Origin of the sequence: Tessaracoccus palaemonis (assembly GCF_019316905.1) — a bacterium.
Lineage (GTDB): Bacteria > Actinomycetota > Actinomycetes > Propionibacteriales > Propionibacteriaceae > Arachnia > Arachnia palaemonis.
Genome location: NZ_CP079216.1, coordinates 2,604,157 through 2,619,422 on the forward strand (window position 1 = coordinate 2,604,157; position 15,266 = coordinate 2,619,422).

Sequence of the window (15,266 nt, forward strand, 5' to 3'; positions counted from 1 at the left end):
TGTCGACATGCGACGGCTGATCCTGATGCGCCATTCCAAGACCGAGGCCACCAATCCCCTGGGTGACAAGGCTCGGCACCTGACCCCGAGGGGCGTGCAGGAGGCCAAGGAGGCCGGCCTCGAGCTGAAGTCACTCGGCGTCCAGCACGCGCTGGTCTCCACCGCGACACGGACCAGGGAGACCTTCGCGGCCACGGGGCTCGACATCCCCGCCGAGTTCCAGGACGCGCTCTACTTCGAGGGCACCGAGACGATGCTGCAGCGCATCTCCGAGACCGACGACGACGTCGACTGCCTGCTGGTGATCGGGCACAACCCCACCATTGCCTCGCTGGCCGCCGAGCTCGCCTACGCCGGCGACCGGCGCGCCGCCGACGAGCTGCAGTGCTGGTACCCGACGTCCGCGTTCACGGCCTTCGAGGCCGACGGGGACTGGGCAGAGATGGTCTCCGTTCGACTCCAGCAGGTGCGCCGCCCGCGGTAACACCGCGGAAATGAACCGGTGACGAAACGTGACATTTGAGAGCAGATAACTAACTCGACCGTTACGAGACGCGTCGTTCGGCGAAATCTGGGCTGGACAGGATTCTGCCCATGGAACTCCTCGACATTGACACGGGTAACACCGCCTGGGTCCTCGCCAGCGCCGCACTGGTCCTGCTGATGACCCCCGGCCTGGCTTTCTTCTACGGCGGCATGGTCCGCGCCAAGAGCGTCCTCAACATGATGATGATGTCGCTGACCACCATGGGCGTTGTCGGCGTCCTGTGGGTCATCGTCGGCTACTCGATGGCATTCGGCGACTCGATGGGTCGCGTGATCGGCAACCCGCTGGACTTCACCTTCCTCAAGGGCCTGATGAGCCCCGAGGCCGTCACCAACGGGCTGCCTGACATCGTCTTCGCCGGCTTCCAGTCCGCGTTCGCGATCATCGCCGTCGCGCTGATCTCCGGCGCCGTCGCCGACCGCATGAAGATCTCCGCCTGGGTCGTCTTCGCTGCCGTCTGGGCGCTGCTCGTCTACTTCCCCGCTGCGCACTGGGTCTTCGCGTTCGACAATGCCGACACCGGCTGGCAGGGCGGCTTCATCGCCAACGTCATCAAGGCGATCGACTTCGCCGGCGGCACCGCGATCCACATCAACGCCGGCTCCGCGGCCCTCGCCCTCTGCCTGGTGCTCGGTCCCCGCCTCGGCTTCGGCAAGGTGCCGATGCGTCCCCACAACCTGCCCTTCGTGATGCTGGGCGCAGGCCTCCTGTGGTTCGGCTGGTTCGGTTTCAACGCCGGCTCCGCGCTGGGCGCCAACACCACGGCCGGCGTCGCCTGGATCAACACCCTGGGCGCCACCGCCGCCGCGATGCTCGGCTGGCTGATCGTGGAGCGTCTCCGTGACGGCCACGCCACCTCGCTGGGTGCCGCGTCCGGCATCGTGGCTGGCCTGGTCGCCATCACGCCGGCGGCCCACTCCGTCAGCCCGCTCGGCGGCCTGATCCTCGGCCTGATCGCCGGTGTGGCCTGCGCCTACGCCGTGGGCCTCAAGTACAAGCTCGGCTACGACGACTCGCTGGACGTCGTGGGTGTGCACCTCGTCGGTGGCCTCGTCGGCACCATCCTGATCGGCTTCTTCGCCGATCCCGAGTCCCCGGCCGGTGTCGCTGGCCTCTTCTACGGCGGCGGAGTCGACCAGCTCTGGCGCCAGGTCTCCGGGGCGCTGATCGTCCTGGTCTACTCCTTCGTGGTGACCTTCCTCATCGCCAAGGTCCTCGACAAGGTCATGGGCCTGCGCGTCCCCGCCGAGGTCGAGACCCAGGGCATCGACACCTCCGAGCACGCTGAGACCGGCTACGACCTCAGCGTCACCCAGTACTCCAGCTACGGCGTCAAGCAGACGCTGATCGTTCCGAGCCGCGAGGAGATCAAGGCATGAAGCTCGTCACCGCAATCGTCCAGCCCAGCATGCTGACCCAGGTCCAGATCGCTCTGGCCCAGCACGGCATCGCCGGCATGACCGTCAGCGAGGTCTCCGGCTACGCCCGCCAGCGCGGCCACCGTGAGGTCTACCGCGGGGCAGAGTTCACGATCGACTTCATCGCCAAGGCGAAGATCGAGATCCTCACCGACGATGCCGACGCGTCCGCGCTGATCGACATCATCACCGAGGCGGCCCGCACCGGCGCCGTCGGTGACGGCAAGGTGTGGTCCACGAGCGTCGACGAGGTCGTGCGCATCCGTACCGGCGAGCGGGGAGCCGCCGCCATCTGAGCAGCATCCATCTCGAGGGGCGTCCGACCGACAGGCCGGACGCCCCTCTTGGCGTCTACCGGCCGGCAGCTGCGGTCAGGGCGCCACCCAGGGGTAGCTGCCGAACAACACCTCCAACTGTCGCATCCGCGTGGCGCTCAGCGGCGCGAACTCCTCGACCTCCAACCGACGCCGCGACGCCGTCCCCGCGCGGGCCCACGTGCCGCGGACCAGTCCGCCGGCGACCACGGACCGCCGGAATACCCCGTTGTTGCCCGGGACGAGCCTGACATGCTCATGGTCGGCCATCGCGAACAGGCGGTCCTGGTAGCCGAGCACGAACTCATCGAAGCCGGGCAGGAGCAGCGGCCCCGCAGCCGCCCGGCCGACCTTCGCGACCTCATCCAGCAGGCCGGGTCGCCAGAAGCTGGCCTCGGCCGCACCGTCGGTCTCCAACTCCTCGACGATCAGCGGCATGGCGGAGCGGATCGCGTTCAGGGGGAGCTTGGTCCACCAGGCGAAGTCGCGCACCGTCGCAGGGCCGTGCGACGTGAAGTACCGCAGCGCCAGCTCGGCCGTCGCCGCGACGGTGTCCCCGTCGAACCGGTGCGCGAGGCGAGGGCTGTCCGGGATCCACTGGTCGACCAGCGCCAGGTCCTGATCCGTCCCGTTCCAGGGTCCGTAGACGAGGGTCGTCTCGGCGATGAGCATGAAGACCAGGTGGTAGCCGAAGCCGCCGGTGGTCCGGATTCCCGCGGCCTCCCACAGCTCGAACAGCAGTGCCCGGCTGATCGGACCGCCGGCCATCTCCGCCCTGGCGATCTCCCTGGCCATCTCGAGGGACGAGTCGTCGAGGCCCTGACGGTTCCGCCGCGCCACGGCCTCGCGGATGGACCGCTCGGCACACAGCTCGGTCATCCAGACCGCATCGACGCTGGGGAGCAGGAACACGGTCCCCCGCATGGGGTAGCCGCGCACGAGCGCGCCGACGTCGAGATCCTCGAGCACCTCGCGGACGTCGCCCGAGGCGGTCCGCAGGGCCGCGGACGCCAGCACGCCGGGGAGATCCTGGCCCTGCATGGCCCCCAGCGCGGCGACCGCGTCTGAGGGGCGTGCGAAAGGGCGAGTGACGAGGCCCTGGGCGACGAGTCGGGACCTGCCCAGCTGAGCGTCAGGCATGGGACCAGCGTCCCAGAGGCTCAGGCCAGGGAGCGCGTGACGCGGGTGGCGGCCTCACGGCCGGAACGCACCGCGCCTTCCATGTAGCCGTTGAAACGGCTCGCATACTCGGCCCCGGCCCAATGCAGCACACCCTCGTCCTGTGCCAGGAGCGGACCGTTGGCGGTCCACACGCCTGGCGCGAAATGCGCGCCGTGGCAGCCGCCCGTGAAGCGCTCGGCGCCCCAGTCACGCTCGACATAGCCGATCGGCTTGGCGCCGCCCTCACCGAAGGCACGCACGACGGCGTCCACGAAGGCGCGCTCGCGCAGGGTCACCGAGCGTCGGGCCAACGAGTCCGCATCCGCGCCCTCGAAGAAGCCCATCAGGTGCCCGTGCTCGCTGGTGTCGGCCGTCGTGTCGAACGTGACGCGCACCGCGCCCTCATCGGCGCTCGACTGGCCGGAGAAGCCCTTGTCCCGCCAGAACGGCTCCTTGTAGATCAGGAAGGCCTTGATGACGTTTCCGGGGGCGACCTTGTCGGCGGCCTCGATCCGCCACTGCGGCAGCGGCGGATTGTGCTCGAGCGCGACGGCGAGGCGCGGCGGCAGCGTGGAGATGACCTGGCGGGCCTCGACGACCTCACCGCCCGCGAGCGTGAGGCGTGCGGAGGAGTCGTCGTGGTCGACGCGAGTGACTTCGGACTCCAGCCGCACGACGTCTCCGAGGCGCTCGGCCATGGCGTCGGCGACGGCGGCGACGCCGCCCTCCACGCGCTTCTGATGCAGGCCGCCGTTGCTGGCGAGCATCGTCTCGAGGTCGATTCCTGAGGTGACCTGCAGGAGCCCCTCCAGGAGCGTCGCGTCCTTGGGCATCGGGCCGAAGGCCGCGGCGTAGACCTCGCCGAAGCGGCGCTGGGCGCCCTGGGTGCGGAGGTTCGAGGTGACCCAGCGTCGCAGATCCTGGTTGAGCCAGGCCTCGTTGGCCTTCCGCCAGGCCGCGTCGTCCCGCAGGCGCTGCGAGAGCCGCCGCAGCCGGAGCAGGCCCTGGCCGAGGTCGGAGACCTCGAAGGGCGTAAGCGCGGGGAGCTCTTCGGAGCTCGGAACCTCGAGGGACTTGCCGCGCAGCCGCACCACCAGGTTGCCGGAGGCCGGAAGCCCGATGGTCTCGAATCCGAGCTCGTCGATGATCTCCTGCAGCGAGTCGTAACCGGGGCCGATCCACTGGCCGCCGAGCTCGACATACGAGCCGTCGTTCAGGATCTTGTTCTCGACCCGGCCGCCGACCCGACCGCGTGCCTCCAGGACGACGACGCTCAGGCCTCGGTCCACGAGGTGCCTGGCAGCAACAAGGCCGGCCAGGCCAGCACCGATGATGGCGCAATCGAACACGGTTCCTCCTCGCTGCCCGGAAGTGGTGGTTCCCGAGGGCTCAGACCAGACTACAAGGCCGCCACAGCTCGGATTCACGGGCTGCCCCTAAACGTCCGGGCAGCAAACGGGGACGGCCTCCAGATGAGCTCCGGAGGCCGTCCCACTGCCGAGCCGCCCACGGGAATCGAACCCGTGACCTACGCTTTACGAGAGCGTCGCTCTACCGACTGAGCTAGGGCGGCAGCAGTTGAGAACTATACAGAACCCGCGCGGCTTTGGTCCAACCGGGCCGCGATCAGCGGCACACGGTTCCCTCGTCGGGGGCGGCGCCGTCGTACAGATAGGCGTCGACGTGCTCCGCGATGCAGCTGTTGTCGCCCGTCACCGCGCCGTGGCCCGCCCCGTCGAGGGTGAGCAGCACGCCGGAGTCGAGCTGTTCTGCCATCGTCTGCGCCTGCTCGTAGGGCGTCGCCGAGTCTCCGGTGGTGCCGACGACGAGGATGGTCGGGGCGCCCTTCGCGGTGAGCTTCAACTGGGGAGCCGAGTCGGCCGTCCAGAACTGGCAGGTGTAGCTGGTGCCCATGTTCGGCGCCATGATCGGCGCCTTCGCGAAGGTGTCCTTCCAGTCACCCATGACGGCACCGGCGCCGTCGTCCTGCGCATCCGCACAGGCCATGGCCGGAAACGCGAACGCGATGGTCTCATAGGTGTCGTCACCGCGTCCGTTCATGACGTCGGCCGCCCACAGCAGGTTGGTGCCGTCGCCGGTGAATCCCTGTGCGATCACCTCGGCCAGCGTTCGGTAGGCGGTGTCGTCCTCGTAGAGGAACAGCGCGATGCCGGTGGCCGCCAGACTCTGGGTCAGCTTCCGGTCCCCCACCGTTAGGGGCTGCTCGTCGAGGCCCGCCAGGAAGTCGGCGATGCGGTTGTTGATGGCGTCCTGGTCGTCGCCGAGGTCGCACAGGTCGGAGTCGGCGCACCAGGCCGTGAAGTTGGACAGCGCGAGCTCGAAACCCTCCACCTGGGCTGGCGCGTCGTCGGACCCGGTGATGTCGACGGCGGCGTCGAGCACGAGCCGGCCGACGGTGTCGGGGAACAGCTCGGCGTAGGTGGCCCCGACGAAGGTGCCGTAGGAGACGCCGACGTAGTTCAGCTTCTCAGCGCCGAGGAGGTGGCGCAGCAGGTCGAGGTCGCGCGCCACGTCGACGGTCGTGATGTGGTCGAGCAGGTCGCCGGAGGCGTCGCGGCACTGCTCGGCGAAGTCCTTGCCGCCGTTCTTGAGAGCCTTGACCTCGGCGTCGTCGTCCGGGCTCGCGTCGAGGTTCATGATGGCGTCGGTCTGCTCGAGATCTCCGCACACGACGTGCGTTGACTCGCCGGTACCCCGCGGATCCCAGCCGACGGTGTCGTAGTTCTGCCAGCGTCCGGCGAGGTTCTCGGCCATGGACTGCCCGCCGTAACCTGGGCCGCCGGGGTTCACGAACAGGGGGCCGCGCGACGAATCGCCGTCCGGCACGCGCCGCACCGCGATCTCGACGGCCGGCCCGGAGGGGTCCTCCCAGTCGAGGGGGGCGACGATCGTGGCGCACTGGGCGCCGATGTCGGAGTCCTGGCAGGCCTCCCAGTCGACGACCTGGGTGGCGTACGACGTGAGGTCCCCCAGCGAGTCCTCGAACTCGACGCTCGGGTCTCCCGACGGGGTGTAGTCGAGCTGACGGTCGGCGTTCGCGTCATCCTCGGAGGGCAGCAGCGCATGGTCGGCCACGGGGACCTCGGGCACGCCCGGCATCCGGGCGCCGTCCGCAGGGGCGGAGGGCGTGACCGGCCCTGTGGTCGACGGGGACGCGGGCTCGTCCCTGCTCTGCCCGCGCACGAGGCCTCCGGTGAACAGCGCAACGACCAGGCCGACGGCGATGACCGCCAGGATGACCTGGGTCAGCTTGACCGTTCTACTCATGAGCCCCTCTCCCAGCGCGGACGTCGCGCTCCTGACGTCGAAGATACCCAGTCGGGCGGGATCCTCGCCCGCAGCGGGCCACGGCGTCCGCGTGTCGGCTCAGGAGCGCTTGGCCTCTCTGGCGTGGTGGCGGGACGCGGAGATGGCTCCGTCGACGCCTGCCTTGCCGCCTCCGAGGCTGAAGAACAGGATGCCGACGGCCGCCAGGAGCAGGTCCTTGTCTCCGATGAAGCCCTCGACACCCTCGACGAAGATGCTGAAGCTGCCCCAGCGGATGAACACCAGCGAGCCGATCGCGATCACGGTGAGCAGCAGGCCGACGACCCGCACCGCCATGCCGATCACCAGGAGCACCGCCATCACGGCCAGCGCGAAGCCGAGCACCCAGGCAACAGTGCGCGGCTCGGGGATCAGTGTGCGGCTGAGCAGTTCGGTGGTCGCGTCGATGTCCGACAGGATCTGGTAGCCGACGATCCCCAGGATCGCGGCGACGACCAGACGCAGCACCAGAAGGCCGAAGCTCCCGAAGCCCCCGACGCCGCGGCGGGGCGCGGGCGGTGCCTCGCGCAGCGCGTTCGCCTCAGAGGTGGCCACGAGACCGAGTCGCTGGTCCCGCGCCTCCTTCTCGGCGCGCAGCTGCTGGGCGACACGCTCCTCCTCTGCCACCTCGTCCTCGAGGCTGCGACGCTGGGGAGCGTCGATGATCTGGGTGTCCTCGGCATCGGGTCGGTAGAGCCCCGCGATCGCGGCGCCTCCGCCGGCTCCGGCCGCCATCACGGCTGCGGCGGCGCCCAGCCCCTCCTGGTCCGGCTCGAGATCCGACTCCTCGGGTGCGGGCTCCACCTCGTCGACGAGCGACATGTCGGTCTCTGCGGTCGGCGCGGCCAGCTCCGGCGGGACGACCGCCTCCGCATCGGGCCGCGGGCGCACCTGGGTCTCGTCCGGGTCGGGCTCGGGAGCGATCTCCGGCTCCGGTTCTGGCTCTGGCTCCGGCTCCATCTCGGGCTCGGGCTCGGGTGCGATCTCCGGCTCGGCCTCTGGCTCCGGCTCAGGCACCATCTCGGGCTCGGGCTCGGGAGCGATCTCCGGCTCCGGCTCGGGAGCGATCTCCGGCTCCGACTCAGGCGCGACCTCCGGCTCGGGCTCAGGCGCGACCTCCGGCTCCGGCTCGGGTGCGATCTCCGGCTCCGGCTCGGGTGCGGGCTCGTCCGCGGTCGCGGCGACGACGGGGCCAGGCTCCTGGGCGGCGGCAACGCTCTGCGGCGGCTCGGGCACGGGAACGGCCTGTTCCTCGGCGTAGTCGTCCCACTCACCCGGGGACACAGGGACGCCGTAGTCGTCCTGCTCGGCGGACCAGTCCGGCTCCCGGGGCGTGCCCTCGTGAACCCAATCGTTGTTCGACATGTCGCGTCCCCTCTTCCTGGGCAGTCCTCACCATCATCTTGTCATCGACGCGGCCACCCCCCGGGCAGACACGCCCGCGCCAGGTCAGGAACGCGCCGCGAGCGACACACCGAGCAGCATCGCCTCGAGGGCGAGCTGAGGGGCGACGTTGCCCTCGAGCGCGGTCCTCGCCTCCAGGATCGCATCGAGGGCCCGCACGGTCTGTTCGGGCGTCGACCGGTGCGCAACGGGCGCGATCTCGTCGGCGAGATCGGCGTTGACGAGCGCGACCTCGGGTGCCGTCTGCACCGCGAGGACGTCGCGGTAGTACCCGGTCAGCTCAGTGAGCACCCGGTCGAGAGCATCGCGCTGCAGCCGTTTCACCCGGAGCTTCTGCTGGTCCTCGAGGTCCTTCAGTGCCGCCTGCGCGCTGCGGACCCGGATACCGCGGGTGCCGACGCCGAGTGCCTCCTCCAGCGCGGAACGCTCCCGCGCGTCGACCTCGGCGGTGGCCTGCTGGGCCTCGTCAGCCGCCGACGACACCAGGTTCTCGGCCGCGTCGAGGCAGGCCGTGACCGAGGTGAGCCGCCCGGGCAGCGAGAGGATCTCACGACGGCGGATCCTCGCCTCGTCGTGGCGGGCGAGCATCCGGGCGCGTCCGATGTGCCCCTGGGCGGCCCGGGCCGCGTGCGCGGCCAGCGCGGGCGAGATCCCGTCGCGCTGGATCAGCAGCTCGGTGACCGCCTCGTCGCTCGGCGTCACGAGCCGCACGGTGCGGCAGCGTGACCGGATCGTCACGATGACGTCGTCGGCGCTCGGCGCACAGAGCAGCCACACCGTGGCTGGTTCCGGCTCCTCAAGGCCCTTGAGCAGAGCGTCGGCGCCACGCTCGGTGATGCGGTCGGCGTCCTCGACGATGACGATCTGATAGCGGCCCTTGACGGGCACCATGTTCGCGCGGCCCACCAGCGCCCTGGTCTCGGCGACGCCGATCGAGAGCTGCTCCGTGCGCAGCAGCGTGACGTCGGGGTGCGCAGCCGAGAGCGAGGTCCGGCACTCCTCGCATTCGCCGCAGCCTCCGCGCGGGCACTGCAGGGCTGCGGCGAAGGCCTTGGCGGCGTTCGATCGCCCCGACCCGGGCGGGCCGACGAACAGCCAGGCGTGGGTCATGGCGTGACGACGGCCGTCGACCGCGCGACGGAGCGTCTCCACCGCGCGGTCCTGACCGACAAGTTCCGAGAACACCTCACCCATGGTGCTCATCCTGCCATCAGGCGACGACAGCCTCCCCCTCGGCGGCAGCCTGCTGGGCGCGCTCGATGCGGTGGTTGCGCAGCGACCAGGCCAGCGCAGCCAGGCCCGCGGCGACGATGAAGAGGTAGATCGGCACGTGCGCCGCCGACGGAACGTCGAAGGCCTTCAGCAGTGAGCGCACGTTGACCAGCACGATGGTCGATCCGGCAGCGGCGCCGAGCAGGCGGGGCGGCAGATGGCGCACGAGCCACGCGGCGATCGGGGCGGCGATGACGCCGCCGACGAGCAGTGCGATGGCCAGGCCGGGCACGATGGCCTCGCCGCCGAGTCCGATGAAGAAGCCGATGCTGGCCGCGATGGACACAAGGAACTCGCTCGCGTCGATGGTGCCGATCACCTTGCGGGGCTCCATGCGTCCGCTGGCCAGCAGCGCGGGCGTGCCGACCGGACCCCAGCCGCCACCGCCGGTGGCGTCGATGAACCCGGCGAAGGTGCCCAGCGGCGCGAGGAACTTCGTGGGCAGGCGCTCGCCCAGCCGCTTCGTGGAGATGTTGAAGAAGGTGAAGCGGATCAACACGTAGAGGCCGAGCGTCAGCAGGATCACGGCCATGATCGGGGCCGCCAGCTCGGTGCTGATGTTCGAGAGGACGGATGCGCCGAGGAAGGCGCCGATGGCGCCGGGGACGCCGATGCGGGCGACGACCTTCCAGTCGACGTTGCCGAACCGGTGGTGCGAGACACCCGACGCGAGGGTTGTCCCGATCTCCGCGAGATGGACTGTGGCGGATGCCATGGCGGGGTTGGTGCCGATCGCCAGCAGCAGGGTGGTGGACGTGACGCCGTAGGCCATGCCGAGCGAGCCGTCGACGAGTTGCGCGGCCAGCCCGACGAGGGCGATGAGGATGAGTCTGAACATGGTGGGCTCCTGGGTGTGGCTGACGGATGGGTGACGTCAGCGCAGACACAGGGCACTCGCGACGCGCCGGAAGTCGATGGGACGACGTGCGGTGAACATCGGCATGTCGCTCACTCCTCTCCGGCCGTGCGGTTCTGGAGGAGTCAAGCACGGGTGGCGCGGCAGGAGGAAGCGTCCCGATTCGTTTTCGCCCACCGAGGAATCAGGAATGAAAGCGCCCCTCCCCCGATGCGGGGAAGGGGCTGATCAGAGCCGGTTCAGGGCAGCATCGGCAGCAGCCGGTCCCGGATCGCGGCGGCGATCTCCTCGCGGGTCCCGCGGGCGTTCAGGACGAGGTACCGGGCGGGCTCGGCGGCCGCGAGATCGAGGAAGAACTGCCGGGCCCGACGGTGCACGTCCAGGCCGGCGCTCTCCAGCCGGTCCTTGTCCTTGATCGTCGCCACCGCGTCCCCCGGATCCGCGTCGAGCAGGATGGTCAGGTCGGGGCGCAGGTCACCGACGGCCCACCACGCGATGCGGGCGACCTCGTCCTGGCCGAGCGCCCGCCCGGCCCCCTGGTACGCGACCATCGAGTCGACGTAGCGGTCGCAGACCACGACCTGCCCTGCCTCCAGTGCCGGCGAGACGAGCTCGTATACGTGTTGGGCCTTGTCGGCGGCGTACATGAGCGCCTCAGCCCGGGGGGACACGTCGCCGAAGCTGGGATCGAGCACGAGGCGGCGCAGTTCGGCCCCCACCTCGGTGCCGCCGGGCTGACGGGTCACGACGTGCGGCACGCTGCGCTCGGCGAGCCATGTCCCAAGGAGCGCCACCTGGGTGGTCTTCCCGACCGAGTCTCCGCCTTCGAACACCACAAACAGTCCGGTCACCGGTTCCTCGCCTTCCGCAGCTGCTTGCGCGCCACCTCGACCCGCGAGGGCCACTGGTCGATGAATGTCTGCCGGCGGTGCGCCACGGCGCTGCGCGCGCGTTCGGTGTCGACCCCCAGCTGGTACGCCTGCCTGGCCGACAGCCCGTCGAGCTCGGGTTCGCCGCGGAAGGGGCCGAGGGCGCAGTCCCGCAGCTCGTCGATGATGACGTCGAGGAGCCCCCGAAGCCTGCGGAGCTCCTTGCCGAACAGCGGCGACGCCACCGCGGCCACCACCTCCAGCTGCTCGGCGGCACGCAGCGCGGCCTGCCACTGCTCGTCGGGCGCATCAACCGTGAGCGCGAGGCACCGGTCCCCGAGGATGGACGCACCCTGATCGGCCGGCTGGAAGAGCATCTGCGCGGCGTGCCGCTGCGACAGGTCGCCGAGCCGCGGCGCGGGCACGGCCCCGACGAGCGCGTCGAGCACGGCCAGCGTCGGCGGATCGATCTCGGTCTGTGTCGAGAACGGCAGGCCGACGAGCAGCTTCTCGACGGACTCGCGCCAGCTCGGGTCGAGGACGGAGGCGAGGCCACGCAGGTCGCGGCCGAAGGCCCAGAGCCGGTCGTTGACCTGGCTGAGGTCGTCTCCGCCGGCGGCGCGCCGGTCGAGGTCGGCGGTGACGATCGCGTGCAGGTGCCGGCAGAAGACGGCACTGACGAACTCCTCGAGGGTGTCGTCGCGGGTCGTGTCGCGCACGGGAGGGAAGTTCGTGAGCCCCGTCGCGGGAGCGCCGAGGCGGCGCTGCAGCGACGGGAACGCGTCGACCTCGGTGGCGTTGATGCGGTCGGCTGCGGCGAGCAGGAACCGGCGTTGGTCTCCCGTCAGGCCCTTGGTGGGGGTGATGGTGACCTCGCGGTACCTCGCGGTCGTCATGGAGTCGCGGCGGACCCTGACCTTCTCGTCCCGCACGTGCGCAATGCCGCTCCCGTCGACGCCGCGCAGCGTCCACTCGTCGCGGACGCAGTGCAGACCGGCGAGCGGGCCGATGATCTGGTGGCGGATCAGCGGCCGCAGCAGCTGCGCGAACACCGGGGGCAGGTCGCCGTCGGCACCGAGCGGTTCGATCTGCCGGGCAGGCAGGTGCGGGCGCCAGCGGGCAGCGGACAGGAACCACTGCCCGATGCCGCCGACGACGCGGTGCGCCACGATCACGCCGTCGCGCAGGAGCCTGCCGTCGGGTGCATCGAGGACCGTGACCTCCAGCTCGTAACTGGCCGAGGGGCGCCTCAGCAACCGCGCGATGCCGACGTCGAGGCTGGTCAGCTCGGGAGGCGGTGCGGTGTAGGGAACCTCGAGCCTGATCGGCGCGAGCTTCCTGCCCTTCGTGCCCATGCGGGCCGCTACTTCTTCGCGGCGGTGCCGGTGGGGTTCTTGGCGGCCGGCTTCCTGGCCGTCGTCGCCTTCTTGGCGGGAGCCTTGCGGGTGGTGCGCTTGGGTGCGGGCCCCTTGGCGCGCTTCTCGGCGAGCAGCTCGAAGGCCCGCTCGGGCGCGACGGTCGCGGGGTCGTCATCGCGGCGCAGCGTCGCGTTCGTCTCCCCGTCGGTGACGTAGGGCCCGAAGCGGCCGGACTTCAGCACGACCGGCTTCCCGGAGACGGGGTCGGGGCCGAACTCCTTCAGCGGCGCGGCGGCCGCCGCCCTGCCGCGCGTCTTGGGCTGCGCGTAGATGGCCAGTGCCTCGTCCAGCGAGATGTCGAAGATCTGGTCCTCGCTCGTCAGCGAGCGCGAGTCCGTGCCGCGCTTGAGGTACGGCCCGTAGCGGCCGTTCTGCGCGGTGATCTCGTTGCCCTCGGGATCGGCGCCGACGACGCGCGGGAGCGACATGAGCTTCAGCGCGGTCGGCAGGTCGACCGAGTCGAGCGACATGGACTTGAACAGCGAGGCCGTGCGGGGCTTGGCCGACTTCGGGGCGTCGTCGGGCAGCACCTCGGTGACATAGGGGCCGAAGCGTCCGTTCTTCGCGACGATCATGTTCCCGGAGGCCTCGTCGACGCCGAGCTGGTGCTCCTCGTCGAGCGGCTTGCTGAGGAGCTCCTCGGCGAGCTCGACGGTGAGCGCGTCGGGGGGGAGGTCCTCCGGCACGTTGGCACGGCGGCCGTCGGAGGCCTCGACGTAGGTGCCGTAGCGGCCGACGCGCACGTCGATCCCGGAGTCCCCCAGCGGGAAGGTGGACAGCGCGCGTGCGTCGATGTCACCCAGCTCGGTGACGAGCTTCTCGAGCCCGAGGTGGGCGTCGCCGCCGCCGAAGTAGAAGTCGGTCAGCACGCTGAGTCGCTTGGCCTTGCCTGCCGCGATCTCGTCGAGCTGCTCCTCGAGCTGGGCCGTGAAGGCGTAGTCGACCAGGTCCGGGAAGTGGTCCTCGAGCAGCCTGGTGACCGCGAACGCGAGCCACGTCGGCACGAGGGCGGAGCCCTTCTTGAACACGTAGTCGCGGGCGGTGATGGTGCGGATGATCGACGCGTAGGTCGACGGGCGGCCGATCTCGAGTTCCTCGAGTTTCGCGACGAGCGACGGCTCGGTGTAGCGCGCCGGGGGCCGGGTCTCGTGACCGGCCGGCTCGACGGACGCGGCGGCCAGCCCCTGGCCCTCGTCCAGGATGGGGAGGCGCGTCTGCGCGTCGTCGGTGGCGGAGTCGTCGTCGGTGCCGGCGACGTAGGCCTTCAGGAAGCCGGGGAACGTGATGGTGCGGCCGGAGGCGACGAGCTTCGCCGACGAGGCCTCGCCGGCGGGCAGCTGGGTCGCGACGAAGGCCGCCTCGATGCCCACAGAGACGGACTCGCCGCGGGCGTCGGCCATCTGCGAGGCGAGCGTGCGCCGCCAGATCAGCTGGTAGAGGCGGAATGCGTCGCCGGCCAGGCCTGTCGCGTCGGGATGCTGGAAGGTGTCGCCTGCGGGGCGGATGGCCTCATGGGCCTCCTGCGCGTTCTTGACCTTCGACGTGTAGACGCGCGGCTTCGCGGGGAGGAAGCGCTCGCCGAAGAGCTCGGCGACCTGCCTGCGGGCCGCGGAGATCGCCTGCGTGGACAGCGTCACCGAGTCGGTTCGCATGTAGGTGATGAAGCCCTTTTCGTAGAGCTCCTGGGCCACTGACATGGCGCGCTGCGAGGAGAAGCCGAGCTTGCGGCCGGCCTCCTGCTGCATCGTGGTGGTGCGGAACGGCTCGTAGGGACGGCGTGTGTAGGGCTTCGACTCCACCGAGCCGACCCTCAGCGTGGCGGCACGCAGCGCCTCGGCGAGCGCCTTGGCCGCGGCCTCGTCGAGCACGAGCGCGTCGCTGCCGGTCAGCTGACCCGCGGCGTCGAAGTCACGGCCCTGGGCGACGCGGGTGCCCTCCACCTCGGCGAGGCGTGCGGGAAAGTTGCGGGGGTCGCAGTCAGGGCCGGCGTCGAGCGTGACGTCCAGGTCCCAGTAGGAGGCGGGGACGAAGGCGATGCGCTCGCGTTCCTTGTCGACGACGAGCCGGGTCGCCACGGACTGCACGCGCCCGGCGGACAGCCGGGGCATGACCTTCTTCCACAGCACCGGGGAGACCTCGTAGCCGTAGAGCCGGTCGAGGATGCGGCGGGTCTCCTGCGCGTCGACGAGGTCGACGTCGAGCTCGCGGGGGTTCCGGACGGCCTCCTCGATCGCGGGCTTGGTGATTTCGTGGAACACCATCCGCTTGACCGGAACCTTGGGCTTGAGCTCCTCCATCAGGTGCCACGCGATGGCCTCGCCTTCGCGGTCACCATCGGTGGCGAGCAGGAGCTCGTCGACCTCCTTGAGCTTGGCCTTCAGGTCCTTGATGGTGGACTTCTTGTCGGCGGACACCACGTAGATCGGCTGGAAGTCGTCGGAGACGTTGACGCCGGTGCGGGCCCACTTCTCGCCCTTGTACTTGGCTGGCACCTCGGACGCCGATGTCGGCAGGTCACGGACGTGCCCACGGCTGGACTCGACGATGTAGTCGCGACCGAGGTAGCCGGCGATCTTGGTCGCCTTGGTCGGCGACTCCACGATCACGAGACGCTTCGAAGCCATCAGTTGGTGCCCTTCCGGGGTGAGAGACTCACGACACAATAGCCTGACGTGTCAAT

General features: G+C 70.3%; 12 protein-coding genes and 1 tRNA gene. 3 read left to right on the forward strand and 10 right to left on the reverse strand.

From position 1 onward, the window contains the following. Positions 1-7 precede the first annotated feature (7 nt). From KDB89_RS11890 to KDB89_RS11900, 3 genes are all read left to right on the forward strand, one after another. Complete coding sequence (locus KDB89_RS11890) at positions 8-484, forward strand: SixA phosphatase family protein (protein WP_219081304.1); 477 nt, start codon at positions 8-10, stop codon at positions 482-484. A 110-nt stretch (positions 485-594) separates the two neighbouring features. Beyond that, complete coding sequence (locus KDB89_RS11895) at positions 595-1,926, forward strand: ammonium transporter (RefSeq protein ID WP_219081306.1); 1,332 nt, start codon at positions 595-597, stop codon at positions 1,924-1,926. Next, on the forward strand, positions 1,923-2,261 hold the full coding sequence (locus tag KDB89_RS11900; protein ID WP_219081308.1) for a P-II family nitrogen regulator: 339 nt from the start codon (positions 1,923-1,925) through the stop codon (positions 2,259-2,261). Before KDB89_RS11895 ends, KDB89_RS11900 begins: the two co-directional genes overlap by 4 nt. 75 nt (positions 2,262-2,336) lie before the next feature. Here KDB89_RS11900 and KDB89_RS11905 read toward each other — a convergent pair whose 3' ends face one another. The 10 genes from KDB89_RS11905 to topA form a co-directional block, all read right to left on the reverse strand. After that, positions 2,337-3,419, reverse strand: a complete 1,083-nt coding sequence (locus KDB89_RS11905) for a winged helix DNA-binding domain-containing protein (RefSeq protein WP_219081310.1) — start codon at positions 3,417-3,419, stop codon at positions 2,337-2,339. 20 nt (positions 3,420-3,439) lie between these two features. After that, entirely contained in the window at positions 3,440-4,789 is a 1,350-nt protein-coding gene (locus KDB89_RS11910; RefSeq protein WP_219081312.1) for a flavin monoamine oxidase family protein, read from the reverse strand. 151 nt (positions 4,790-4,940) lie between these two features. Further along, a tRNA-Thr gene (locus KDB89_RS11915) sits at positions 4,941-5,013 on the reverse strand. 53 nt (positions 5,014-5,066) lie between these two features. Continuing rightward, on the reverse strand, positions 5,067-6,728 hold the full coding sequence (locus KDB89_RS11920) for an alpha/beta hydrolase (RefSeq protein WP_219081314.1): 1,662 nt from the start codon (positions 6,726-6,728) through the stop codon (positions 5,067-5,069). Between the two features lie 99 nt (positions 6,729-6,827). Continuing rightward, positions 6,828-8,132, reverse strand: a complete 1,305-nt coding sequence (locus KDB89_RS11925; RefSeq protein WP_219081316.1) for a DoxX family protein — start codon at positions 8,130-8,132, stop codon at positions 6,828-6,830. An 84-nt stretch (positions 8,133-8,216) separates the two neighbouring features. Beyond that, on the reverse strand, positions 8,217-9,374 hold the full coding sequence (locus KDB89_RS11930; protein WP_219081318.1) for a DNA polymerase III subunit delta': 1,158 nt from the start codon (positions 9,372-9,374) through the stop codon (positions 8,217-8,219). 7 nt (positions 9,375-9,381) lie between these two features. After that, positions 9,382-10,281 carry a sulfite exporter TauE/SafE family protein gene (locus tag KDB89_RS11935; RefSeq protein ID WP_219081320.1) on the reverse strand — a complete coding sequence of 300 codons (900 nt, stop codon included), beginning with the start codon at positions 10,279-10,281 and terminating at the stop codon, positions 9,382-9,384. Positions 10,282-10,538: 257 nt separating this feature from the next. After that, positions 10,539-11,150 (reverse strand): dTMP kinase, encoded by a 612-nt coding sequence (gene tmk, locus KDB89_RS11940; RefSeq protein ID WP_219081322.1) that lies wholly within the window; start codon positions 11,148-11,150, stop codon positions 10,539-10,541. Then, positions 11,147-12,523, reverse strand: a complete 1,377-nt coding sequence (locus KDB89_RS11945; RefSeq protein ID WP_219081324.1) for a hypothetical protein — start codon at positions 12,521-12,523, stop codon at positions 11,147-11,149. Before KDB89_RS11945 ends, tmk begins: the two co-directional genes overlap by 4 nt. An 8-nt stretch (positions 12,524-12,531) precedes the next feature. Continuing rightward, a complete protein-coding gene (topA, locus tag KDB89_RS11950) occupies positions 12,532-15,210 on the reverse strand; it encodes a type I DNA topoisomerase (protein ID WP_439654851.1) in 2,679 nt (892 codons plus the stop codon). Between the last annotated feature and the right edge of the window lie 56 nt (positions 15,211-15,266).